Origin of the sequence: Streptococcus pantholopis, from assembly GCF_001642085.1 — a bacterium.
In the GTDB taxonomy this organism is placed as follows: Bacteria; Bacillota; Bacilli; order Lactobacillales; family Streptococcaceae; genus Streptococcus; species Streptococcus pantholopis.
On sequence record NZ_CP014699.1, the window covers coordinates 1,038,095 to 1,060,675 of the forward strand.

The 22,581-nt window shown below is 42.0% G+C and carries 22 protein-coding genes and 2 riboswitches; of the genes, 3 read left to right on the plus strand and 19 right to left on the minus strand.

What is annotated here, in order from left to right; all coding sequences use genetic code 11:
- Positions 1-25: 25 nt before the first annotated feature.
- The 18 genes from A0O21_RS04825 to pcrA form a co-directional block, all read right to left on the minus strand.
- Positions 26-337: a hypothetical protein gene (locus A0O21_RS04825; protein WP_067062127.1), complete on the minus strand. Its 312-nt coding sequence runs from the start codon at positions 335-337 to the stop codon at positions 26-28.
- On the minus strand, positions 318-710 hold the full coding sequence (locus A0O21_RS04830; protein ID WP_067062130.1) for a hypothetical protein: 393 nt from the start codon (positions 708-710) through the stop codon (positions 318-320). Before A0O21_RS04830 ends, A0O21_RS04825 begins: the two co-directional genes overlap by 20 nt.
- A complete protein-coding gene (locus tag A0O21_RS04835; RefSeq protein WP_067062132.1) occupies positions 680-1,957 on the minus strand; it encodes an alpha/beta hydrolase family protein in 1,278 nt (425 codons plus the stop codon). Before A0O21_RS04835 ends, A0O21_RS04830 begins: the two co-directional genes overlap by 31 nt.
- Positions 1,958-1,962: 5 nt before the next feature.
- The gene (locus tag A0O21_RS04840; protein WP_067062135.1) at positions 1,963-2,370 is read right to left on the minus strand and encodes a hypothetical protein; all 408 of its coding nucleotides are present in this window, start codon (positions 2,368-2,370) and stop codon (positions 1,963-1,965) included.
- Between the two features lie 40 nt (positions 2,371-2,410).
- A complete protein-coding gene (locus A0O21_RS04845) occupies positions 2,411-2,698 on the minus strand; it encodes a hypothetical protein (protein ID WP_067062138.1) in 288 nt (95 codons plus the stop codon).
- Entirely contained in the window at positions 2,692-3,096 is a 405-nt protein-coding gene (locus tag A0O21_RS04850) for a hypothetical protein (protein WP_067062141.1), read from the minus strand. The genes A0O21_RS04845 and A0O21_RS04850 overlap by 7 nt, the downstream gene beginning before the upstream one ends.
- 74 nt (positions 3,097-3,170) lie before the next feature.
- On the minus strand, positions 3,171-3,449 hold the full coding sequence (locus A0O21_RS04855) for a hypothetical protein (RefSeq protein ID WP_067062143.1): 279 nt from the start codon (positions 3,447-3,449) through the stop codon (positions 3,171-3,173).
- A 2-nt stretch (positions 3,450-3,451) separates the two neighbouring features.
- A complete protein-coding gene (locus A0O21_RS04860; RefSeq protein ID WP_227806889.1) occupies positions 3,452-3,844 on the minus strand; it encodes a hypothetical protein in 393 nt (130 codons plus the stop codon).
- A 269-nt stretch (positions 3,845-4,113) separates the two neighbouring features.
- Positions 4,114-5,448, minus strand: a complete 1,335-nt coding sequence (locus A0O21_RS04865; RefSeq protein ID WP_067062146.1) for a DUF438 domain-containing protein — start codon at positions 5,446-5,448, stop codon at positions 4,114-4,116.
- The gene (locus A0O21_RS04870; RefSeq protein WP_067065145.1) at positions 5,448-5,681 is read right to left on the minus strand and encodes a DUF1858 domain-containing protein; all 234 of its coding nucleotides are present in this window, start codon (positions 5,679-5,681) and stop codon (positions 5,448-5,450) included. The genes A0O21_RS04865 and A0O21_RS04870 overlap by 1 nt, the downstream gene beginning before the upstream one ends.
- 243 nt (positions 5,682-5,924) lie before the next feature.
- Positions 5,925-6,683: an alpha/beta hydrolase gene (locus A0O21_RS04875; RefSeq protein ID WP_067062149.1), complete on the minus strand. Its 759-nt coding sequence runs from the start codon at positions 6,681-6,683 to the stop codon at positions 5,925-5,927.
- Positions 6,684-6,753: 70 nt separating this feature from the next.
- A complete protein-coding gene (locus A0O21_RS04880) occupies positions 6,754-7,353 on the minus strand; it encodes an MptD family putative ECF transporter S component (RefSeq protein WP_227806890.1) in 600 nt (199 codons plus the stop codon).
- A 33-nt stretch (positions 7,354-7,386) separates the two neighbouring features.
- A complete protein-coding gene (locus A0O21_RS04885) occupies positions 7,387-8,337 on the minus strand; it encodes an aromatic acid exporter family protein (RefSeq protein ID WP_067062154.1) in 951 nt (316 codons plus the stop codon).
- Position 8,338: 1 nt separating this feature from the next.
- Entirely contained in the window at positions 8,339-8,932 is a 594-nt protein-coding gene (locus tag A0O21_RS04890) for a restriction endonuclease subunit S (protein WP_067062157.1), read from the minus strand.
- Between the two features lie 84 nt (positions 8,933-9,016).
- On the minus strand, positions 9,017-9,919 hold the full coding sequence (locus tag A0O21_RS04895) for a cation diffusion facilitator family transporter (RefSeq protein ID WP_067062160.1): 903 nt from the start codon (positions 9,917-9,919) through the stop codon (positions 9,017-9,019).
- 716 nt (positions 9,920-10,635) lie between these two features.
- Positions 10,636-11,388: a cyclase family protein gene (locus A0O21_RS04900; protein ID WP_067062162.1), complete on the minus strand. Its 753-nt coding sequence runs from the start codon at positions 11,386-11,388 to the stop codon at positions 10,636-10,638.
- Between the two features lie 683 nt (positions 11,389-12,071).
- Entirely contained in the window at positions 12,072-13,352 is a 1,281-nt protein-coding gene (locus A0O21_RS04910; protein ID WP_067062168.1) for an O-acetylhomoserine aminocarboxypropyltransferase/cysteine synthase family protein, read from the minus strand.
- Positions 13,353-13,609: 257 nt separating this feature from the next.
- Positions 13,610-15,892, minus strand: coding sequence for a DNA helicase PcrA (gene pcrA / locus A0O21_RS04915; protein WP_067062171.1), 2,283 nt, complete (start codon positions 15,890-15,892; stop codon positions 13,610-13,612).
- Positions 15,893-16,187: 295 nt separating this feature from the next.
- On the opposite strand from pcrA, the gene A0O21_RS04920 reads away from it, so the two are divergent.
- A complete protein-coding gene (locus tag A0O21_RS04920) occupies positions 16,188-17,453 on the plus strand; it encodes an ISL3 family transposase (protein ID WP_067062174.1) in 1,266 nt (421 codons plus the stop codon).
- A 73-nt stretch (positions 17,454-17,526) separates the two neighbouring features.
- Here A0O21_RS04920 and A0O21_RS04925 read toward each other — a convergent pair whose 3' ends face one another.
- Positions 17,527-18,843 carry an FAD-containing oxidoreductase gene (locus tag A0O21_RS04925; protein WP_067062176.1) on the minus strand — a complete coding sequence of 439 codons (1,317 nt, stop codon included), beginning with the start codon at positions 18,841-18,843 and terminating at the stop codon, positions 17,527-17,529.
- Positions 18,844-19,245: 402 nt separating this feature from the next.
- Positions 19,246-19,324, plus strand: a riboswitch (glycine riboswitch).
- Between the two features lie 11 nt (positions 19,325-19,335).
- A riboswitch (glycine riboswitch) is annotated at positions 19,336-19,423 on the plus strand.
- 431 nt (positions 19,424-19,854) lie between these two features.
- Between A0O21_RS04925 and A0O21_RS04930 the strand changes: the two genes are divergently transcribed.
- The gene (locus tag A0O21_RS04930; protein ID WP_067062179.1) at positions 19,855-21,186 is read left to right on the plus strand and encodes an alanine/glycine:cation symporter family protein; all 1,332 of its coding nucleotides are present in this window, start codon (positions 19,855-19,857) and stop codon (positions 21,184-21,186) included.
- Between the two features lie 147 nt (positions 21,187-21,333).
- Positions 21,334-22,542 (plus strand): cation diffusion facilitator family transporter, encoded by a 1,209-nt coding sequence (locus A0O21_RS04935; protein WP_067065146.1) that lies wholly within the window; start codon positions 21,334-21,336, stop codon positions 22,540-22,542.
- Positions 22,543-22,581 lie beyond the last annotated feature (39 nt).

Here is a 22,581-nt window from a genome sequence, read left to right on the forward strand (position 1 = left end):
AAGCCTGCGCAAAAAGCAGGGACTTTTACGAATCAGCTGCGAGGGCATCAAATTTGTCAGCCTCCTGACTGACCGCCTCCTTGACCTTTTTGGACCAAGCACCTGTCATAGCACTGTCCATCGTATCGATTAAACCGCTGATCGTTGACTTAGCTGCAGCCGCTGCTTCTGCTACCAAACCTTCATGGCTGCTGACCAGAGCCTCCTGCTGCTGCTTAATCGTGGGAGCCAAAAATAACTGGATATGATTCTTCTCCATCTGTTTCATCAAGGCCGCTATACCGTCTTGCTCACTCTCTTCTTTACTGGCAAAAACATTAGGCAGTGCTGTCTTCATCTAAGGCTCTCCTTATTAAAGAAATCTTCTCTTCCTGCTGGCTTTTGGCTTTCTGATAAGCCGCTCTTTCTTCCTCTGACTGTCGCTCCAGCTGTCGCATCTCCGACTTGTATTGGGCAAAGGTCTGCTGACTGTATGAAGTATAGGTCTGATTTAACTGCTGAATAAGGGTGCCATCCGCCTCAAAATGTCTCAGCAGCTGGCTCATCCTCTCATGAGAATGCAGCAGCTCTCCCTCTAAACGACGCTGTATCTGAAACAGCCTGTTCTGTGCCCTTTCTATTGCTTGCCGGCTGGACCGGTAGGCCTCCTCCAACGCCTCTAAAGACTCTTCCTGAGCCTTCAACTGCTCTGCGAAAGCTGTGTCTGCCATTGGCTGAACCTCCCTGCTAATTCACTGTCACTGGCCAACTTAGATGCGATTCCCTTATTGATCTCACTGTTAATCTGAGCAAAAGACTCTGCTAAAGTCCCCGCCTCTGTTTCGATGGCTTCAAACACTGTCTTCGTGGCTCCTACTATTGTCTCTTCTGTTACCCCGCCTAAACTCAAGGCTTCTTTAACCTCAGCCTCTGTCAGTGTGCTGCTGGCTGCCAATGCCTGCTGGACAGCGTCCTGCCAGAGCTGTTCCGCCTGACTGATGGCCTCCTGACAGGTCTTCTTGATGCTCTCTGCACAAGTCTGAGCCGCTGCGGCTATCTGACTCCCTATCAGCTGGGCCTGGCTGCTGTCCAGAAAAATCCTTTCACTGCTGGTATAACCACCGGAAGAAAAGCTATCTTTCAGCCCCCTGAGCGTGGCCATCTGCAGAGTGACGGAGGTCTTTATCTCGGCAAACTCAGACATAGCTGTTCCTGTACTGATGCGGCCGTCCGCATAAATTAAACGGCCGTCCTCTGTGAACTGCCAGACTGTCAGGCTATGATTGCTCAAAATATCCTGAACCCCCATATAGCCTTTCTTCCCAGCCGCATAGATGGCCGTCTTCGTTTTATTGCCGGTAATGCCGCCGATAATGTCACTGGAATTGCGGAAATTGCGAAACTCTTCCGGGTGGGTCTGCATATAGAGAAGCTCTTTATCACTGATGAGGTTGGCAATATCCGGACCGTTGTAGCCGACATTGCTCCAGCCGTTTTTGAGGGCCACATACATAGCAATCGCTTCCCCCAGAGAATGGCCGGTGGAGGTAATATGCGCTTCAGGATAAGCCTTAGCGATCTGATCGGCGAAATCTAAGGCGGTGACAAACTGAGAGTCAGAGAAGACAAGATTTTCAGCCGATAAGTCTGAACCATTCCCTAACTTATTGCTGCCCAAGCCCAGAGACTGGATATCGGTGCTAAGGTCCTTAGAATCAAGAGGATTAGTCCCAGCATAGGCAATGACAATCTGAGAGGTATCGGGCTCTCCGTCTACTATCGGCGCTACCGCCATAGCTTGCATACCGTTGTCAAGATTGTCCTTGGCCTTGAGAACTTGAAATTGGCCGAGAGACTCATCTTTATCGTTATAATAATAATTCTCCCCTTCTTCTGGATGATATTGAACGTCATTTCTGTTTTCTTCAATCCAGTATACCTTATCTGCTAACCATCGGTTTTGTTCTTCTGTTACCATATTTATTACTTACCTCCTAAATAATCCTTTTTTATATTACTAATATCTATTTGCTGATAATCTTCGAGTCTGTCTTCTCTTTTCATAAATTCAAATCGGCTAACAGGACTTAGTCCTAATGTTCCGTATTCTTCATCGAAATCCTTTAAATCATTAATTGCTATTGTAGTTACTAAATTATTATTATTATTTAATTTTATAGATAGTAAGTAAGTGCCTGTCTTCTTATCCTGACTAAATTTTGTAAATTCAACCTTATTAATTGGATAATAACTTCTAGCTATCCATCTCACTACATTATCCTGCTGCCTCTTCGTCAACGTTTCCTTTGTTAACATACGGTATCCTCCTATAATCCCTCCTATACAAACGATGATTCCCAACAACAGTAAGTATTTCTTTTTACCCTTCATCGCCACCTCCTTTATGTTACAGTATAAAGATTAATCCTAATTACCTTATAGTATAGCATAAACAAGTGCTGTTTAAAAGTGAATTTTTCCTATTGAAATGGAGCCCAGCATAGGCAATGACAATCTGGGAGGTATCCGGCTCTCCATCTACTATCGGAGCTACCGCCATAGCTTGCATACCGTTGTCAAAATTGTCAACAGGGTCAGTGATGACTTGATATTGTTTACCCGCAACTAAGTCACCTTTCTTGATAGGGGCATCTACCCTTTCAGAATCGACATCATATACATCATCTGCAATTTCTTTGTAATTTTTTTCAGTTACCATATAAACTCCTTATCATAGTAAATCACCTTAATATCAGACAAATACTTATTACCACCTGTATTTCCCTGTAGTTTAAATTCATTAGGAGAGTAATTGGAAGTTCTAATTTCTTCTCCTATCTTATCCTCTTTAAATGAAATCTTATATCTATTATTAATTATAGCCGTAGTACGCCAAGATCCAGTCATATTATTTTTTTGAAATTCAATAAATTCTATCTTTTCAATGGAATGGCCATCAGCCAATTCATAGTGTTCAACAAGATACTTTGCTACTCTATCCTGCTCAGCTCTATACTTTTCTTCTTTACTCTTTAATGAGTTAAACAATATAAGGCCTCCTATCACACAAACAGCTGCTATTCCTAAACAAACAAAATACTTTCTTTTACTCTTCATCGCCACCTCCTTTATGTTACAGTATAAACCAATTAATCCTAATTACCTTATAGTATAACACAAACAAGCACCGGTTAAAAGTGAATCACTCTTATTAGAAGTGTTCCAGCATAAGCAATGACAATCTGGGGGGTATCCGGCTCTCCGTCTACTATCGGCGCTACCGCCATAGCTTGCATGCCGTTGTCAGTGTCATCTTTGACTTTGAGGACTTTGAATTGACCGAGCTCTTCTTTGTCTCGGCTAAAGAAATATGTTTTGTCTTCTTTAGGATGGTAGTCAACATCATCTCTAGCTTCTTCAACCCAATACACTTTATCTACCAACCATCTGGTTTGTTCTTCTGTAATCATAACTATTCTCCTAGATATTTGATATAAATACTATCAATATTTACGTTATTATCAATTGATGATTTCTTTAATTCTGCAAAAGTTTCTACTGGATCTAATCCTATATTATCTGTTGAATTATCAAATCGACTTAATTTTGAGACAGATAAACCGGTTTGTAATTTATCATCTCCATTAATTTTAAATTTTAGATGGTAAGTTCCTGTCATTGGATCTTGTCTAAAATTTAAGAATTCAATAGACTCGATATCATAACTTTTAGCTATCCTTTTAACCACATTATCCTGCTGCCTCTTCGTCAGCGTTTCCTTTGTTAACATACGGTATCCTCCTATAATCCCTCCTATACAAACGATGATTCCCAACAACAGTAAGTATTTCTTTTTACCCTTCATCGCCACCTCCTTTATGCCACAGTATAAAGCAATTAATCTTAATTACTTTATAGTATAGCATAAACAAGTGCCGGTTAAAAGTGAATTCCCGCCACAAATAAAAAGTGTAAGTCTGTAGTAGGACTTACACTTAAAGAATAAGGGGAGATATATTTTATGTTAAAAAGCAAAAATCATATAAAAGAAATAAAAAATAATAGTAGAATGCAGCAATTCTTTGATTAAAATTTTAATCGCAGTGTAATTGTCTAATTCAATTTTTAGACTAATTAAAGATCACGGTTATAGTCGCTGTCCAGTTCAAAGAAGGGCTGGATATCCTGAACGTATTCAAGTACCCCTTGAAACTCACCGTTTTTGTCGCGGACAGCAGCGTAAGTCACATAGACAAATTTGTCCAGGCGTTCTGATTTGAACCACATCTCAACTTTATCCCGCTGACCGCTCCTCAGCAGCTTGAAAATCTGCTTTACCTTGTCTAACACTTTTGGCGGATGGCACAGTTCAACATGGCGGCCGATCTGACTTGGTGTGCGTTTAAAAATCATGTCCTCAGCCGGCACACTGTCATTGTAATACTGAAAAATATCCTCTTTATTGACAAAAGTTATTTCAAAAGGAAGATGGTTGAGCAAGAGATCAGCCTGCTCCAGAGACAGATAGCCGTTGCCGAAAGGCTGGGGCTTCGTCCGGTCAGCTGCTGCCTCTTCTTCTTTTGGTGTAAAACTGACTGTAATCTGCCCAGCTGGTGTTTCAATGACCTGAGTATTGTCAGATCCTAATTCTGTCTGCAGCTGACTGGTCATTTCACTTTGATTTTTGTCTGAAAAAGACTGGCGCTTAGGCTGCCATTTCTCAGACGGTTTAACAATAGCATAGCCGTAGGCATCGCTTTCTCTTGCAACAGCCAGCCAGTCGTCCTGAGTGAAAATTTCTAAGAGAATCATCAAAAGAATAGATTCTTCCTTAAAAATCATTTCTTCAAATTCTTTGGCAAAGGCCTCAAATTTTTCTGACAGCTCAGCTATGTCTGCCTGCGGAAGCTTCTGAACAAGGTCAGAGGCGGCAGCAAAGAGCTCCCGAATCTCGTCATCAACACCCCACATGACTTTGGGCGGAGCATCGTGGCCGTAGCTTTCCATAATCGGGAAAAACAGCTTTTCCTTACGGTCATAATGATTTTCAAACTGACCCAAAAGCTGGAACTGGTGCCGGAGGCCTTTGATAATTTCTGTCTGATAACTTTTATTTTCAGGATCAGTGTAGTTGCTTATAATACGGCGGATGCGCAGCAGAGCCGCACGCAAAGCCAGATTTTCATCCTTAAATACTTTGACCGGATGGCCTTCCTGATCACTGTCCGGGACCTCCACACCGGAAATTGCCCCTTTAAAAAGGTTGGCATGGACATTGCAAAGGCTCATAACATCTTCAAACGTAATTCCTGTATCAGATGACATCAATTCATGTTCCATCAGAGAGATTTCCAAAGCCGATACACCGGAAAAATGCTGATTAAACTGTTCCTGAACTGATTCCGGACTGGCCCCGTGATGCAAATCCAAAAGAATATCTTTTAAAATTTCAATACGTTCAGCAGCCATCAGTCATCTCCTATTACATCATAACCATGAAAGGATAAGGTCCTTTTAATCGTTTCTAAAGGAATCTTAGTCATCTTGGAGCCGTTTTTAAGGCTGGTAGCCTGACCTAATGTTTTGAGCATCAGAGGATTGCCCAAGGGTTTAAAACCCAAATCAATCAAAATCTCCTTAACTTCCGGATGTTCCCTAATCGTTTCTGCGACAGGTTTTCTTAAATCTATTGTGTTGTGCATCATATCACCTCGTTTCTATTCCTTATTATAACCTAAGAAAAGGAAGTCTGTCTAATGCCGCTGTTGGATTAATAGCAAGAGATGACCTAAGTTTTTCACTCTAAAAAAAGTCTGATTGAAATAGTTAATGTTACTGATTAAACAAACTAAAAAAGCCTGTTTCTCATAAGTATTGAAAAACAAGCCAGCATTTGAATATCGGTATACCTGCAGCCAAAAAACTCTTCTCTTTGCCGAGCTCCTTTATTTTGATTCTCTTAAAAAAGAGTCAATCAGTTCTTTTACTGTCCGGCGCTGATTATTTTCACCGGATAAATTGTGACCTGCTCCTTCAAGCAAATAGTAACGTTTGTTTTTGTAGACAGCATTGTAGCGCTCTGAGGCAAGGGGAGGAACTACCTTGTCTAGAGCTCCATGTATGAGCAGAACAGGCCCCCAATAATTTTCAGCCACCTCGTAAATCGGCAGTGTCTGAGCTGTTCTGAAATAGTCACCGCCAACCGTAAAACCATCAATTACAACAGTGTCTGGAATATGATTGGGATCATAAACGACTCCCTGACATTCACCCTTAAGGGCATCATCTTTCAGAGTCGCAGCCGGTGCCAGTAAAATCAGCTTATCAATAACATCTGGCAAATAGCCGGCCAGCATACTGGCTACTACGCCGCCTTGGGAATGGCCGATTAAATAAATTTTTTGTGCTTTTATAACATGACGGACATAGTCAATAATCTTCAGGCCATCTAAAATCTCACTTAAAACAGTCATATCCCGAAACCGTCCCCCGCTCTTGCCGCAACCGTTAAAATCAAAACGAATGGTTGCTATACCGGCAGCATTCAGCGCCTGAACAAGTTCATCAAGCAGGGCCCCTTTGCGGTAGCCTAAATCGCCTTTAAAACCATGCATTAAAACAGCAATTTCTTTATTTTCGATTCTATCGGTCCCTTCAAGTAGACCAAATAAGGTTAATCCATCTCTCTGAATTGTAATTTCCATTGTGTTCTTTCCAATTGCATTGTCTGACTAAACTGAAGCTAAATCTGAATATGACCCATAAAAACTGTTTTTACTTTTTACGGTGTTTTAAAAACCAACTGCCAATCAAACCTCCGGCTAACCCTGCAATAATGACACTGCCTAAAAGGGCCGCGCCGTTACTGATAGTGAAATCCAACATCACCCGGTTAACATAGGCCATGTCCTTCCCTTTATTTAAAAGATAGGCAATATATCCCTGTCTAGATACCCACATTGCCAGTAAGGGCGCAGTATTTCCCAAAGAAAAGATCAGATATGACAGCAGATTGAGGGGCTGTGACTGATACATTTTCGAGCGAGCAAGAAGGTCCGCCAAAAAAGCAAACAGAAGATTGGGAAAAGCAGCCAAAATATAATGTCTGGATAAGAGGAAGAAAAGTGAAATAAAAAATCCTATCAAGGTAATCGGACCAAATTTAGGCAGCTGTTCAAGCAGGTGAAAGTAAACCCAGCCGGCCAGCAAAGCAGTCATAGCCGGAGCATAGAACATATTGGGACTGCGAAAGAGCAAAATACTGATTGCAGTCCCCGCACCGACACATAAAAAATAGAGCAGCGCGTGTATCATTACAATTTTCCCGTCTTCTTTAGTTAAGTTAATCATTTTAACCCCTTTTTCATTATTCATATAAACAGTCTCAGGCAAAGACTCTGCATCAGTTTAAGATATTTCCCGATAGAAATCAACCTTGATTTGGATAAAGCGCTCCATGTCCTGCAGAAGCTGAAAAAGTGTCGCCCGCCTTTCAAACTCCTGACGTGTCTGCGGCAGTTCGGCCTGTCGAAAAATAAGCAGAAGCTTTTCAATTTCTTCTATGAGGCCAAGCCCTGTATTGTCCTCGCTCAACTGGAGAGCTGTTTCCTGAAAAAGCTGAGCCAGCTGCTGGCTTTCCCGACCTTTTAAGTGACAGTGGCTGATGTGATCTGCCATTTGTCTTAAGAGTTTAGTCTGCTGTCGGCGCATTTCAAAATAGTGGACATGGTAGTTTGTCTGCTGAAAAAGCTGATTATGGTGTTCTAGATAAACAAGACGCAAAGCTTGCTCCAGTGTTTCATCCAGCTCGTTAAGGTGCTCCGCTTTATTTTCCCAGCTGCCTTTTAGTAAAAGCTCTTCAAAACGGTAAAGGACATCCTTCATCTGTGCTTCAACACGATGGTAAAAGTCCTGAATTTCCTTCTCCTTAGTCGGCATATAGACATTGAGCAGCATGGCTAGACCTGCTCCAATGACAAATAAAGATAATTCTTTAAAAATCAAGTCAGGTTCTAAACTCTTCTCAGCTAACAAATGCATAACCAAAACGGTGCTGGGAGCGATACCGGCCTCAAGCCCAAGCCGGTAAGCGACAAAAACATAAATGAAGAGATAGACTGCCAAGGCATAGAGATGAAAACCTAAAAGAAGATAAGCACAGACAGCCAAAAGAAAAGCCAGCAAAACAGACTGCAGCCGCTGAAAAGCTATCGTCAGCGTTGATTTCCTAGTTTCTAAAACACTTAATATAGCAATAATGCCGGCAGAAGACGCATTAGGAAGTCTCAGACTATCAGCCAGCCATATGGCAAAGATTGCCGCTAAAACAGTCTTTATAGTTCTTTCAAATGGATTCATATTAAAATAGATTTTTTTCGAGATCGCTTTTTAGATAGCGCCATTCCTGAACTGCTCGGGCCAATTTTCGCTGATAAGCCTGCAGACCTTCTTCATAGCGTCGGGTTAAATACAATTGTTTAATCAAAGGTATACGAGGTATTTCAATACTAAGCAGTTTTTCGCGGCTGATATTCATGACTTGCTTGCCAGTATCAGCTTCGTCAAGCAGAGCCTGCCCGACAGCCGAATCCAAAAAGATTTTAATATACAAGCCCAAAATGTTATCTTTAGGACGCAGTACAGTAATATTAGCAGTCGCAATGACCGGCCTGTTCTGGTCAGTAAAAACTGCGGTCTTTTTTACAGTTCCCTTAGTAGCAACCAAAACATCGCCCTCTTTCAGTAAGTAACGGGAAAGTAAGTGCGGCTCTGCCTTAATTGTTTTTAAATTGTGATAGTCCAGGTCCTCTTCATTTAAATCGCGCAGATTAATCACAGCTATATTTCCATCATTTTCAGATGCTGAAACTGCCTTGCCTTTGAAGCACTCTGCTGCTTCTTTTAAAGTGATTTTACTGATTGTTTTTTGTCTGTATGCTTCAAGAATTTCCAAGCTCGTGCTCCTTTCTTTTAGTATTATAATACTAAAAGAGATAGTAGGCAATCCATATTATTATTTTCCCCCCCGCTCAGCAGCTTAAAAGCTCCTTCGGTCATATGGGCTGTGATGCAGATGCTGAAAAGTAGAATGATCACACTCAACAGCTGATTCTATGATATTGTAAGCGTGAAAAATGTGATGCACTTGATCTTTAATCAGTTGCTCATTGCAGTCTGAAGTCACTAATAAGTGAACCATAGCAATGTTTCTGCGCCCATCCAGCGACCAAACATTGAGCTGATTAATGGCCCTTACTGAGTCTAATTTAAGAATGTCTTTTTCAATTTGCCTAATATCAAAATTTGCCGGAGAACGTTCCAAAAAAACAGACAAATTTTTAATAAATTTCGGCAGGGCCTGACTTAAAATATAGCCTGAAATGATAATGGACAAGAGAGGATCGAGGAAGTACCAGTCCGTAAAGTGCAAAACAAGGGAAACAATAATAACAGCAAGCCAGCCTAAAATATCTTCCAAAAAGTGCAGGCTTAAAACTGATTCATGTTCAGAAGCATCGCTGTTTAGCACACGGCTGGCGATAACATTTACAACAATCGCTATTAGACCAAGAATGAACATGCCGCGGTAATTGACAGGTTCTGGATTAAAAAGCTTGGGAACATTCTCCACAAGAACGAATACAGAACCCAAAATCAAAATAACAGCTGTCATTAAGGCCCCCAGAAGGCTGAAACGCAAATATCCCAATGTGTATTTGTAATCGCTCCTGCGCTTAGATAGCCGTTCAAAATAATAGGAAGTCCCGATAGCCAAAGCATCACCAAAGTCATGAACAGCATCAGCCAAAATAGCGCTGGAATTAAAAAGCCTGCCAAAAACCATTTCAATAAGAGCAAAGCAAAAATTTGCTAAAAAAGCTATAAAAATCCGGCTGCTGGACTGATTACGAAAATCAAAATGATGATCATGCTCCTCCATAACAACCCCTTTCACCAAGATACAAAGCCCTTTTAAAGAGCAAAGCAAAAATAGGAGCCTGACCGATGAGTCACTAAAGACTCAAGGGAGGGCTGTCTTTTTTGCACAGCTCTTAGGGCGTGTTCAGTTCAATAAGATACAAAGCCCTTTTAAAGAGCAAAGCAAAAATAGGAGCCTGACCGATGAGTCGCTAAAGACTCAAGGGAGGGCTGTCTTTTTTGCACAGCTCTTAGGGCGTGTTCAGTTCAATAAGATACAAAGTCCGTTAAAAACGCAAAAGGAAAATGGCGGTAAGTCCGAAATCTATGATTTCGCAGACGCACCCCTGCCAGAACGACTAGAAGGGTGCGGTCGATTATTAAGGCGACAAAGCCTTCAGGCGTTTACGGCTGGCGGTAAGTCCGAAATCTATGATTTCGCAGACGCACCCCTGCCAGAACGACTAGGGAGTGTGACAGAATCCCAGACCACAAAGTTCCTTGTCCCACCCCGCAAAGCCTAGTAGGCTATTTAAAGCTTTGAAAAAGCGAATAAAGTGCCACTAGACGACTAGCGTCTTACACATAAGACTATAACAAACATTAAGGCCTTTTTTAAAATCGCCTTTCAGACATCTGCTGCTGGCGGTAAGTCTGAAGTAATTGCCCTGCGGTCAAAACACAAGGTACCATCTAAGTCAAATACAAACTTCATATATTACCTTTCCAAAATACAGCTTATTTTCGACTTGAATCAGGAACATAGGCCAGAGCACGAACAGGTGATCCAGTTGCCTCTTTCCAGTGCGGAAAGGCAATAAAGATGACACTACCTGTTGCTGGCACTTGATCGAGATGGGCCAGTACCTCCAGCTGAAAAATACCTTGCTCTAATAAATAATACTCTTGGCGCAAAACACCGCCAGCTTCTGCAGCAGCTTTGCCGCTGTCTGTATCAAGAGTCTCATGGCCTAACGCTTTAATATGGCGTTCATGAATCAAAAAATCTATAGCCTCGCGCGACCAGCCCGGAGACTGCTGGGCACCATTATCGTCAAGATTTGTCATCAATTCCTGAGATGGCCAGCGTTTCGACCAGTCACTGCGAAAAGCCACAAAACTTCCCTCTGCAATTCGCCCGTATTCTGCTTCAAAATCAAGCACATCTTGCTTGGTCAGCTCATAGTTGGGATTTTTTTCAACAGCAGCTGATTTATCAATAACATACAAGGGCAGTAAAAAATCTTCCAAAGGAATTTGCTCCAGCCACTTGCCGCCTTCAACAAAATGAATCGGCGCATCAATATGTGTTCCGTACTGACCAACAACAGAAAATTGCTGAACATGAAAACCATCTTTCAGTGTAAAAATATCCTTCTTTGCCAGCGCCGGCAGCGGCGGAAAATGCGGACTGTCCTCATCGATTTGATGGGTCAGATCCACCAGTCTTGCAGTCTTAAATACTTTAAGTGCTTCTTGCAAATTTATCATGTCCTGTACTCCTTTACCAAGATACAAAGGCCGTTTAAAAATCCGTATGAAAATAGGGGATGGCAAGTGATGCTGGCATCACGATGACAGACATCTTTTTCACTAGGATTTTAGGCCGAGTTCAGTTCAGCAAGATACCAAGCCCGTTTAAAGAGCAAAGCAAAAATGGCGGTAAGTCCGAAATCTCTGATTTCGCAGACGCACCCCTGCCAGAACGACTAGAAAGGTGCGGTCGACTGTTAAGGCGACAAAGCTTTCAGTCGTTTACGGCTGGCGGTAAGTCCGAAATCTCTGATTTCGCAGACGCACCCCTGCCAGAACGACTAGAAAGGTGCGGTCGACTGCTAAGGCGACAAAGCCTTCAGACGTCTACGGCTAGCTAACTTGAAATCAATTCTAAACTTAAGCATTTCTTTTTCCCGCAGCGTTTAGGGCGTGTTCAGTTCATCAAGATACAAAGCCCGTTTAAAGAGCAAAGCAAAAATGGCGGTAAGTCCGAAATCTCTGATTTCGCAGACGCACCCCTGCCAGAACGACTAGAAGGGTGCGATCGACTGTTAAGGCGACAAAGCCTTCAGACGGCTACGGCTAGCTAACTTGAAATCAATTCTAAACTTAAGCATTTCTTTTTCCCGCAGCGTTTAGGGCGTGTTCAGTTCTTTCTATTTCCAACATTTTTGGCTTTAAATTTTTTCAAGCGCCAGACGCAGGTCTTCAATGAGGTCGTTCACATTTTCTAAGCCGATTGACAAACGGATTTGCTCCGGCTCAATACCGCAGGCCAGCAAGTCTTCCTCAGACATCTGACCGTGTGTGGTTGTTGCAGGATGAACAACCAAAGACTTGGCATCAGCAACATTAGCAAGGTTTGAGAAAATATCCAGACTGTCAATAACTTTGCGAGCAGCTTCCGCCCCTCCTGCGACATTGAAGGTAAAGATGGAACTCGCTCCTTTTGGCAGATACTTCTGCGCTAAGTCATAATAGGGGCTGGACGGAAGACTGGCATAGTTAACCTTGGTAACCTTGGGATGTTTTTCAAGATAGTCAGCGATTTGTTTGGCGTTTTCCACATGGCGCTCGACACGAAGGGAAAGGGTCTCAAGCCCTTGCGTTAAAAGAAAAGCATTAAAAGGAGACAGACAAGCCCCGGTATCACGAAGCAATTGGGTTCGTACTGCAGTGATAAAAGCCGCTGCACCAATATCCCGTGTATAGCTGATATCATGGTAAGACGAATCTGGCTCAACAAACTGCGGAAACTTACCGGATTTTTCCCAGTCAAACTGGCCTGAATCAACGATAACACCGCCGATTGATGTCCCATGACCACCGATGAATTTAGTAGCAGAATGGATTGAAATATCAACACCATAAGAAAAAACATTAATTAAATAAGGCGTTGCAAATGTATTGTCAATCACCAGTGGGATTCGGTGGTTATGAGCGATTTCCGCTAATTTCTCTAAATCAGCTACATTCCCCAGAGGATTTCCCAAAGTTTCAGCGATGATGAACTTAGTATTTTCTTGAATGGCTCCCTCAACAGCTTCAAAATCTGCTACATCGACAAAACTTGTCGTAATCCCATAACGCGGCAGGGTTTCTTTTAGTAAGTTGAATGTCCCGCCGTAAACGGTTGTAGCAGATACAATATGATCTCCGGCATGAGCCAAGGCCAGAGCAGTATAGGTCACAGCGGCCATACCCGAAGCAGTCGCCAGAGCACCGACACCTCCTTCCAAAGCAGTCATTCTTTCTTCAAAAACTGCAGTTGTAGGATTGGTAATCCGTGTATAGATATTATCTGGCTGGCGCAGGGCAAAAATATCTTCAGCTGCCTGCGCGCTGTCAAAGACATAAGAGGTAGTCTGATAAATTGGGACCGCCCGAGATTTCGTTGCCGAATCAACAGTTTGGCCGGCATGGAGCTGTAAGGTTTCAAAACTAAGTTCTCTTGTCATAAATTACTCCAATCTTATAAATTATCCAAATGTTCCTTTATTTTACCGCATTTTACCATCTTTGCCTAATATTTATCAAAAAGAAGGGGTTATAGCCAGAAACTATAGCAACAACACTAAAAAGACAAAAAATTGAAGAAAAACACCGCCTTGAGAACGGTCTTTTCTTCAATTTAAAACATAGGTAAAATGACGGAAGTCCGGCTCTGCCTGCTACAAATCTCTGCAGGCTCTATTTTTCTTAACTGTCCTTATATCTATTTCTTCTCAATAGGTGCAACGCTTGCCAGCAGTTTTTTGAGCCCAAGATCAGGGAAATTGACTTTTAGCTCTTGACCTTGACCGCTTCCCGTAACTTCAAGAACTGTACCTTCCCCCCATTTTCTATGCTCAAGGCGGTCACCAATATGCCAGTCTGCCTGTGATTTTTCAGTCTTTGTACCGGAAACTGTTTGAGCAGAGAGCGGCTGGGCCTGAGCTTTTCGAATTTGAAGAGCCTGCTGCAGACTCATTCCCTGCCCAAATATTTTAGAAGTTCCCTGCTGCTGATTACTGTAAGTGACCGCAAAAGCGCTGTTGGCCGGACGGGCTGTCCCCCGATAATCGATTAAATCGCTCGATATTTCCCGCAAAAAACGGCTGGGCGGATTATAGTTTGTTTTACCAAACAGTGTACGTACAGAAGCATTTGTCAGATAGAGTTTTTCCTCAGCTCGTGTAATGCCGACATAAGCCAAGCGGCGTTCTTCTTCCAGCTCATCTTGCTCTTGCATAGCACGCGCCAATGGGAAAACCCCTTCTTCCATACCGATAAGAAAGACAACCGGAAACTCCAAGCCTTTAGCTGCATGCAGGGTCATTAAGGTCACTTCTGCAGTATTATTATCTGCTTCATCACTGTCAGCAATTAAAGCTAAATCATTCAGAAAACGACTGAGTCTCTCACGGCCAGATTCATCTTCTGCTACATCTTCCTGGGCCTCATCAAAATTTTTAGTAACAGTCAGAAACTCTTCAATATTTTCGATGCGGGCTTGGCTCTCGAGTGTGTTTTGCAGTTGGAGAGCCTCTAAATAACCTGTTTTATCAAGAATGCTTTCTGTCAGCTCTGTCAAAGTCAAATCATTAAGCTGCCGCTGTAAATCCAGCAGTCTATCCGCCAATGCCTTAACAGTCTGTGCTGCTTTTCCTTTTACATTACCGGAAAGAATAATTTCAGCGCTGGCATCGAGCAAACTTAAATTTTGTCCGGCTGCAAAAAGACGAAGCTTCTCCAATGTACCGGGGCCGATACCGCGTTTTGGTTCATTGATAATGCGTTCGTAGCTGATATTATCAGCCCTATTGGCAATCACATTCAGATAGGCAATGACATCGCGGATCTCTTTGCGACTGTAAAATTTTGTCCCCCCAATCATGGTATAAGGGATATTTGACTTGAGCAGAGCTTCTTCAATTGCCCGTGATTGCGCATTGGTTCTGTAAAGGACTGTAAAATCTTTAAAATTTTTCCCGTCTTCACGAACTATTTGATCAATAGCCGATGCAACAAAAACAGCTTCATCGCGTTCATCACCTGCTTGGTAATAAACAAGCTGATCCCCTTTAGGATTCTGAGTCCAGAGATTTTTTGGCCGTCTATGACGGTTATTTTGAATGACATCATTAGCAGCCTGTAAAATTGTCTGCGTTGAACGGTAATTTTCTTCTAAAAGGACAACCTTAGCTTCAGGATAATCTTTCTCAAAATCGAGAATATTCTGCATATCAGCCCCGCGCCAGCCATAAATAGACTGATCTGCATCGCCTACTACACAAATATTATGAAAGCGGCTGGCCAAAAGCTTAACCAGCTGATACTGTGCATGGTTGGTATCCTGATATTCATCCACATGAATATACTGATAGCGCTTCTGATAATAAGCCAAAACATCAGCGTTCTTTTCAAAAAGCCTTAAAGTCAGCATAATCAAATCATCAAAATCCATAGCTTCACTTTGACGCAGCTCAGCCTGATAAGCTTTATAACACTTAGCGACAATCTGCGTATAAAGGTCGCCTGCTTCACTTTCATAGGCAGCCTCATCCAGCAGTTCATTTTTCGCATTGGATATAGTGGCTAAAATAGTCCGCTCACTCCATTTTTTGGGGTCAAGATTGAGGTTTTTTAAAATCCTCTTCATCAGTGTGCGCTGTTCACCGGGATCAATAATGGTAAAATTGCGGTTATAACCGATCCGATCAGCTTCACGTCGCAAAATGCGCACACACATAGAGTGAAAAGTAGCAATTAACGTATCCTGTGTCGCAGGATTAAGCTGCATAGCCCGCTCTCTCATCTCCCGGGCCGCTTTGTTGGTAAAAGTAATAGCCAGAATATTCCAAGGATTGACAAATTTCTCATCAATCAAGTAAGCGATACGATGGGTTAAAACACGGGTCTTCCCAGATCCGGCTCCGGCCATAATTAAAAGAGGGCCTTCCGTTGTTTCAACAGCCTCTTTTTGTCTATCGTTCATTTTACTTAGCAAAGGATTCATAACTTATAAATAATCAAAGAGCAGATCAGCATGACAAAAACAGCTAAACAGTTCAAAAACTGTTTGGCCATTTGCCGCTCTCTTCATTTCCTTTCTTTGTTTTCACAACTCTTTCTTTTATTGTATCATTTTTAAGTTAAAAAGAAAAAGGGGCGCTGCCCCTAAAAAATCGGCTCTATAATATCTGTAGTGGGTAACTCCACTGCGGAAATTATGGCGCTTTTTTTGCTATACAAAAAAAGTCCCATATGACTTATAATGAAAAGCGACCAAACATCTCATTAGAAAGACTCATATGGAACATCTTAAGCATACCACAGAATTAATCGGAATGAAAGACCCAAATATCATCATAGAGAGTGCTGGTAAAGACGATAGGCATATTGTCATTAAAGCTAAGCTGGATTATCCACCAAAACCATGTCCTCTTTGTAACGAAGCCATGATCAAATATGATTTCCAAAAACCATCAACCATTCCACTCCTAGACATCCAAGAGATCCAAGGCATGCCATCCCTCCTCAAACTCAAAAAGAGACGCTTCCAATGCAAATCCTGCCGTAAAGTCAGGGTCGCTCAAACGAGTCTGGTTAAGAAGAATCACCAAATCTCGCAGCCTGTCTGGCATAAACTGACCCAGCTCTTAACCCAAAACAGATCCAACACAGACATCGCAAAAACCCTACACATCTCTGTCTCTACTGTTCAAAGAAAGCTAACACAGTTCACCTTCAGGGAGGATTATTCAAGGCTCCCAGAGGTCTTGAGTTGGGATGAATTTTCTCGAAATAAGGGGAAACTCGCCTTTATAGCACAAGACTTTCAAACCAGAAAGATTATGGCCATTCTTGAAAACAACCGGCAAACTACCATCAAAAACCACTTTTACAAGTATCCAAGAAAAGTGCGGGAAACTGTTAAAGTGGTGACTGTGGACCTGTCAGGCAGCTATATCCCTATCATCAAACAGCTTTCCCAAAATGCCAAGATTGTCCTTGACCGATTTCATATTATCCAGAACTTAGGACGCGCTATGATGACCTCTAGAATAGCCTGTATGAAGACTTTTGACAAAGCCTCTTTGCCTTACCGTGCACTCAAAAATCACTGGAGACTGTTCCAGAAAGACAGCCGAAAACTCTCTGACAAAGCCTTTTACTCCCCTACCTTTAGGCAAACCCTGACACCCAGAGAAGTTGTGGAGAAAGTCCTGTCATTCTCTGACGAGCTGCGTTATGATTATGACCTCTATCAGCTCTTGCTGTTCCATTTTCAGGAAAGGAGAGTGAACGCCTTCTTTGGACTCATTGAAGAGCACATCAAGCGAGTCAATCCTGCTTTCAGATCTGTTTTCAAGACCTTCTTGAAATACAAACCTTATATTATCAACGCGCTTGAACTTCCCTATTCCAATGCCAAACTAGAGGCTAGCAATAAGCTTATCAAGGACATTAAGCGAAATGCCTTTGGTTTTAGGAATTTCAAGAACTTTAAAAACAAAATACTCATCGCTTTGAACATTCAAAAAGAGAGAACCAACCTGATTCTCTCTCGTGCTTAAATATAAGTCACCCACTACAGTTGACAAAGAGCCAAAAAATCACTGTCAGAATAAGCTCTAAACAAGGACATTTTTAAAAATTAAAAACATCATTTAAGTTTTCTGCCATACTAGGATGAGTGAAGACTTGATTTTTGATATAAGTGTAAGGAATCTTATTGTCCATAGCCATTTTAATAAGGTTAATATTTTCATGAGAGGCCGCACCAAACAGTGTTGCACCTAGAATCTCTTTGCTCTTTGGATCAATTAAAACGCTGTAAAGTCCGCGTAAATCATTATTAACATGCCCCCGCGGCATGCTGGCAACAGGCAGTTTTTTAATTTGATAAGACAAATGAGCAGCCTGTGCTTCTTTTTCTGTCAGTCCGACTTGTGATAAAGGCGGATTGATGAACATGCTTGTAGGAACGTTGCGGCGTTCTTTAAGGCTGTAGCTGCTGTTTCCTGTTAATTTCCCAAATACTATTCTAAAATCATCTAAAGAAGTATAGGTAAACTGCAAACCGCCATTAACATCGCCGACAGCATAGATGCCCTTGACCGTAGTTTCACAGAATTCATCTACTTGTACAGCTCCACGATCGGTTAGTTGAATGGCAGTATTTTCCAGACCGAGATGAGCAACTGCTGGTTTTCGGCCAGTTGCATAAAGAAGAGCATCAAAATGATAATCTTTTCCCGCTGCTGTTACCGTTACTCCCTGGCCTTTATTAGAGACAAGCTCAACAGCGGCTGACAGTTCAAAGTGAATACCGTCTTCTTCAAGATAGGTTTTTGCCAAATCTGCAATGTCACTGTCAAAACGGCTGAGCAGCTGTGGGGAGTATTCAAAAACAGTCACTCGACTGCCAAGTCTGGCATAAAGACTGGCAAATTCAAGGCCAATATTGCCCCCACCAATGATTCCCAAGCTCTCCGGCTGTTCGGATAAGGACTGAATACCCGTGCTGTCATAGACATAGCGGCTTTCTGTCAAACCTGGTATCGGTAAAACATTAGCAACGGATCCGGTGTTAATAACAATAGTTTCAGCTGTCAGCTGGTCAACATCACTTCCAGCTGCTATCTCAACAACCTTATCAGATACAAAACGAGCTGCAGCATGATACAAGTCAACCCCCGACCCAGTTAAGGTTTGTTCATTCTTATGACGCAGACGGGCTGTCACTGTATCTTTTAAGTGCATTGCCTGAGTAAAACTCAAATTTTTCTCAGCTGCCTGAATGAGTGTTTTTGTCGGAATGCAAGCGACATTGATACAGGTACCGCCATACATTTCGCTGTCCTTTTCCACAAGAGCAACACGCTTCCCAAGGCTGCTCATCTTAGCAGCCAAAGTTTTGCCTGCTTTGCCAAAACCAATAACCAACAAGTCATATTTCATCATACGAGAATTCCTCCATAAAGATACAAAGCCCATGAAAAACGCAAAAGGAAAATAGGGGACTGACTGACGAATCGCCAGATTTTAAGTCAGGACATCTTTTTCCCGCAGCGTTTAGGGCGTGTTCAATTACACAAGATACAAAGCCCGTCAAAAGAGCAGAAGACTTAAAATATATTAGGGATATCTTCATTTTAGCAAGTAAATTATAATTTGTCAGAATTTGACTACGTATTTTAATGCTGCATAAACCTTAGTTTTAAAAACAAAGGAGAGGGTAAAAAGAATGGAGTTGAGCTCATTGATAAGCTGGCCATATCCATAACCTTATCTGATCTGATTAAATTAACCTTGACAGGACCAAACTTTTGTTATACTATTAACTTATTCATTTTTTAAACCGATTGACGTTTTTCAGGAGAGAAAAGATAGACCATCTTTCACCGAAGGAGTTGCACTCTCAGGTGTCATAAGAGAATGACAGGACTGATTAACTGACGGACTTCTGGAGAGACCTTTTTAGGCGCCGAAGGGGCAAGGCAAATGTGCTCAATCTCTCAGGCAAAAGGACAGAAAAAGCGAAGATAAAATTTAAAGATTTTTAAGCTTTTTTATCGTACTTACAGAAGTTGTTTGCAGACAGCTTCTTTTTCTTTTGGTGTGGAACAGACTCCTTGTCCGTCGTCCCACACCCACAAGACCTGGCAGTTATTCTAAAGATGTGAAAAAACAACTAAAGTGCCATGGAAGCTTAAATTTTTTGTCACTTCCTTCCAGTCGTCCTGATTGAACAGCATCAATGAATCCGAAGGCTTTGTCACCTTGACAGCCGACCGCACCCTTCTAGTCTAGTCGTTTTGGCAGAGGGCGCAGATAAAATCACAGAAGCTGACCTGCAAATGAGGTGGCTGCTCGGTGAGTATGGCCTGTCTCAGTAGAATCTGGTAATTGGTCAGTCCCTAATTTTCTTTTATGCTTTATACAGCCATTGAATCTTGCTAAGGAGACGCTTTTATGTTGGAATTTTTTACAGCTGTTGATGATATTGTGTGGGGTGCTCCCCTGCTTGTTCTTTTAGTCGGAACGGGTATTTATCTCACTATTCGTCTTGGCTTGCTGCAAGTTTTTAAACTCCCAAAAGCTTTTGCGCTTATTTTTGCTGAAGATCAGGGAGACGGTGATATTTCCAGTTTTGCTGCATTAACGACTGCCTTGGCAGCTACCGTAGGAACCGGAAACATTGTTGGAGTTGCTACTGCTATCAAGTCCGGAGGACCAGGAGCTCTGTTTTGGATGTGGGTAGCTGCTTTTTTTGGTATGGCAACCAAATATGCTGAAGGCCTTCTTGCCATCAAGTACCGGACTAAAGACGCTAATGGTGAAGTTGCCGGAGGACCGATGCACTACATTATCAATGGTATGGGAAACAGATGGAAACCTTTAGCAGTCTTTTTTGCTTTATCAGGAGTTCTTGTTGCTTGGCTGGGACTGGGAACTTTCTCACAGGTTAACTCCATCACTTCATCATTTGAAAATACCTTTTCTTTTTCCCCTCGAGTTGTCAGTATTCTTATCGCTCTTCTTGTTGCTATTGTCATTTTTGGCGGCATTCAGTCAATTTCCAAAGTCTCTGAAAAAGTTGTGCCTTTTATGGCAGGTTCATACATGTTAGCTGTTCTTGCCATTATTTTTATGAATGCCAATCAGATTATTCCTGCTTTTGCTTCGATTCTAAAAGGCGCTTTTACCGGCACAGCTGCTGTTGGAGGATTTACCGGAGCTGTTGTTAAAGAAGCCATTCAGAAGGGAATTACCCGTGGTGTTTTTTCAAATGAATCCGGCCTCGGTTCGGCTCCGATTGCAGCTGCTGCAGCAAAAACTGACGAGCCAGTGGAGCAGGGGCTTATTTCTATGACAGGAACCTTCATTGATACGCTCATTATCTGCACGCTCACTGGGTTAGCTATTATCGTAACTGATAAGTGGACTGTTCAAGGACTGGAGGGGGCACCTCTGACGCAGGCCACCTTTTCTTCTCTTTTTGGTTCTGCCGGTGCTGTTATGCTCTCCTTCTGCCTTGTTCTTTTTGCCTTTACAACCATCTTAGGCTGGAGCTATTATGGTGAACGTTGCTTTGAATTTTTGTTCGGTACGCGCTATCTCTTTCTCTACCGTCTGATTTTTATTGCTATGGTTGCTTTAGGCGGTTTTCTCAAACTCGATCTTATTTGGACTATTGCCGATATCGTTAACGGACTGATGGCCTTGCCAAACCTCATTGCCCTCTTGGCCCTTTCGCCCGTCATTATCAGTGAAACCGCACACTATTTTAACAGACAGCGGTAAGCATCCAAAATACCAGCTGTCTTTCCTAAATCACAGCTAGTATTTTGGAGTAGGGGATATTTGGAAAAACAAGCTGTTTTACCGGCAGCTTGTTTTTCATTATATTTATATGATACAATGAAAACATTGACAGTCAAGGGAGTTCTTATGACAAATCCTAGCAAAAATTTAAAATTAGCTATGCGAGGTCCTATCGTCAGCATTATTGCCTATCTGCTGCTTGCTGCAGCCAAACTTCTCAGTGGCTATATGATGGATTCCAGTGCTCTGGTTGCCGATGGTTTTAACAATCTCTCTGATATCTTGGGCAATCTTATTTTGCTCATTGGTTTATATCTTGCCAGTCAGCCTGCTGATACAAATCACAGGTTTGGACATTGGAAAATAGAAGATCTCGCAAGTCTTATTACCGCTTTTATTATGTTTACCGTCGGCTTTCGGGTCTTATTGCAGACGGTAGAGAAAATTTTCAGCAACAGTCAGGCTAAAATCGACCCTCTAGGGGCCGCTGTTGGTCTCACATCAGCACTGGTTATGTATGGCGTCCACCGGTATAATAAAGGCCTGTCTCAAAAAATTCAGTCAAGTGCTTTAGTTGCAGCTTCTAAAGATAACTTATCCGATGCCCTGACTTCTTTAGGTACAGCTGTTGCTATTATTGCTGCTTCTTTAAATCTGATAATTATCGACCGCATTGCTGCAGTAATCATCTCTTATTTTATTTTAAAGACTGCATATGATATTTTTATAAAAAGCACCTTTAGCTTATCAGACGGTTTTGATGAAAAACAGCTAAAAGAATATGAAAAAGCTATTTTAAAAATCCCTAAAATTACTGCCGTTAAATCTCAGCGCGGCCGAACTTACGGCAGTAACATATACCTGGACATAGTACTGGAGATGAATCCTGATCTTTCTGTCTACGAAAGTCATTCTATTACAGAGCAAGTCGAAAAACTGCTCAGTCAAAAATTTTCCATTTACGATATTGATATCCATGTCGAACCAGCACCGCTGCCGGAAGACGAAATCGCAGACAATGTGTTTAACAAGCTCTACAAAAATGAAAAATTAGTGCTGGCCCGCATCCCAGATTATGAACAGCTGATCGGTGAGGAGTTTCTGATGATTGACGAAAAGGGAAAAACATTGACAAAATTAGATTTTATTGCAATGGACGCCTGCTACAACAGCCAGTTTCAGCATTTCCAACTACAGTCTGTCAGCCAAAAAACAAAATTAGTGACTTATAAAACTGACCATCAGTTTCACACCAGTATCTGGCGCCGGAATGAAAAATGGTTCCTGATCTTTCACCAAGTTACTCCGCAGCAGCCTTGTGGAACTATTGATTAAAATCTTATAAAACGGTTTAAAAATGAAACTCCCAGTCTT

Excerpts from the sequence above, each read along its gene's own strand:
- A0O21_RS04825 (WP_067062127.1), bottom strand. The coding sequence starts at position 337 with ATGAAGACAGCACTGCCTAATGTTTTTGCCAGTAAAGAAGAGAGTGAG.
- A0O21_RS04830 (WP_067062130.1), bottom strand. The coding sequence starts at position 710 with ATGGCAGACACAGCTTTCGCAGAGCAGTTGAAGGCTCAGGAAGAGTCT.
- A0O21_RS04835 (WP_067062132.1), bottom strand. The coding sequence starts at position 1,957 with ATGGTAACAGAAGAACAAAACCGATGGTTAGCAGATAAGGTATACTGG.
- A0O21_RS04840 (WP_067062135.1), bottom strand. The coding sequence starts at position 2,370 with ATGAAGGGTAAAAAGAAATACTTACTGTTGTTGGGAATCATCGTTTGT.
- A0O21_RS04845 (WP_067062138.1), bottom strand. The coding sequence starts at position 2,698 with ATGGTAACTGAAAAAAATTACAAAGAAATTGCAGATGATGTATATGAT.
- A0O21_RS04850 (WP_067062141.1), bottom strand. The coding sequence starts at position 3,096 with ATGAAGAGTAAAAGAAAGTATTTTGTTTGTTTAGGAATAGCAGCTGTT.
- A0O21_RS04855 (WP_067062143.1), bottom strand. The coding sequence starts at position 3,449 with ATGATTACAGAAGAACAAACCAGATGGTTGGTAGATAAAGTGTATTGG.
- A0O21_RS04860 (WP_227806889.1), bottom strand. The coding sequence starts at position 3,844 with ATGAAGGGTAAAAAGAAATACTTACTGTTGTTGGGAATCATCGTTTGT.
- A0O21_RS04865 (WP_067062146.1), bottom strand. The coding sequence starts at position 5,448 with ATGGCTGCTGAACGTATTGAAATTTTAAAAGATATTCTTTTGGATTTG.
- A0O21_RS04870 (WP_067065145.1), bottom strand. The coding sequence starts at position 5,681 with ATGCACAACACAATAGATTTAAGAAAACCTGTCGCAGAAACGATTAGG.
- A0O21_RS04875 (WP_067062149.1), bottom strand. The coding sequence starts at position 6,683 with ATGGAAATTACAATTCAGAGAGATGGATTAACCTTATTTGGTCTACTT.
- A0O21_RS04880 (WP_227806890.1), bottom strand. The coding sequence starts at position 7,353 with ATGAATAATGAAAAAGGGGTTAAAATGATTAACTTAACTAAAGAAGAC.
- A0O21_RS04885 (WP_067062154.1), bottom strand. The coding sequence starts at position 8,337 with ATGAATCCATTTGAAAGAACTATAAAGACTGTTTTAGCGGCAATCTTT.
- A0O21_RS04895 (WP_067062160.1), bottom strand. The coding sequence starts at position 9,919 with ATGGAGGAGCATGATCATCATTTTGATTTTCGTAATCAGTCCAGCAGC.
- A0O21_RS04900 (WP_067062162.1), bottom strand. The coding sequence starts at position 11,388 with ATGATAAATTTGCAAGAAGCACTTAAAGTATTTAAGACTGCAAGACTG.
- A0O21_RS04910 (WP_067062168.1), bottom strand. The coding sequence starts at position 13,352 with ATGACAAGAGAACTTAGTTTTGAAACCTTACAGCTCCATGCCGGCCAA.
- pcrA (WP_067062171.1), bottom strand. The coding sequence starts at position 15,892 with ATGAATCCTTTGCTAAGTAAAATGAACGATAGACAAAAAGAGGCTGTT.
- A0O21_RS04920 (WP_067062174.1), top strand. The coding sequence starts at position 16,188 with ATGGAACATCTTAAGCATACCACAGAATTAATCGGAATGAAAGACCCA.
- A0O21_RS04925 (WP_067062176.1), bottom strand. The coding sequence starts at position 18,843 with ATGATGAAATATGACTTGTTGGTTATTGGTTTTGGCAAAGCAGGCAAA.
- A0O21_RS04930 (WP_067062179.1), top strand. The coding sequence starts at position 19,855 with ATGTTGGAATTTTTTACAGCTGTTGATGATATTGTGTGGGGTGCTCCC.
- A0O21_RS04935 (WP_067065146.1), top strand. The coding sequence starts at position 21,334 with ATGACAAATCCTAGCAAAAATTTAAAATTAGCTATGCGAGGTCCTATC.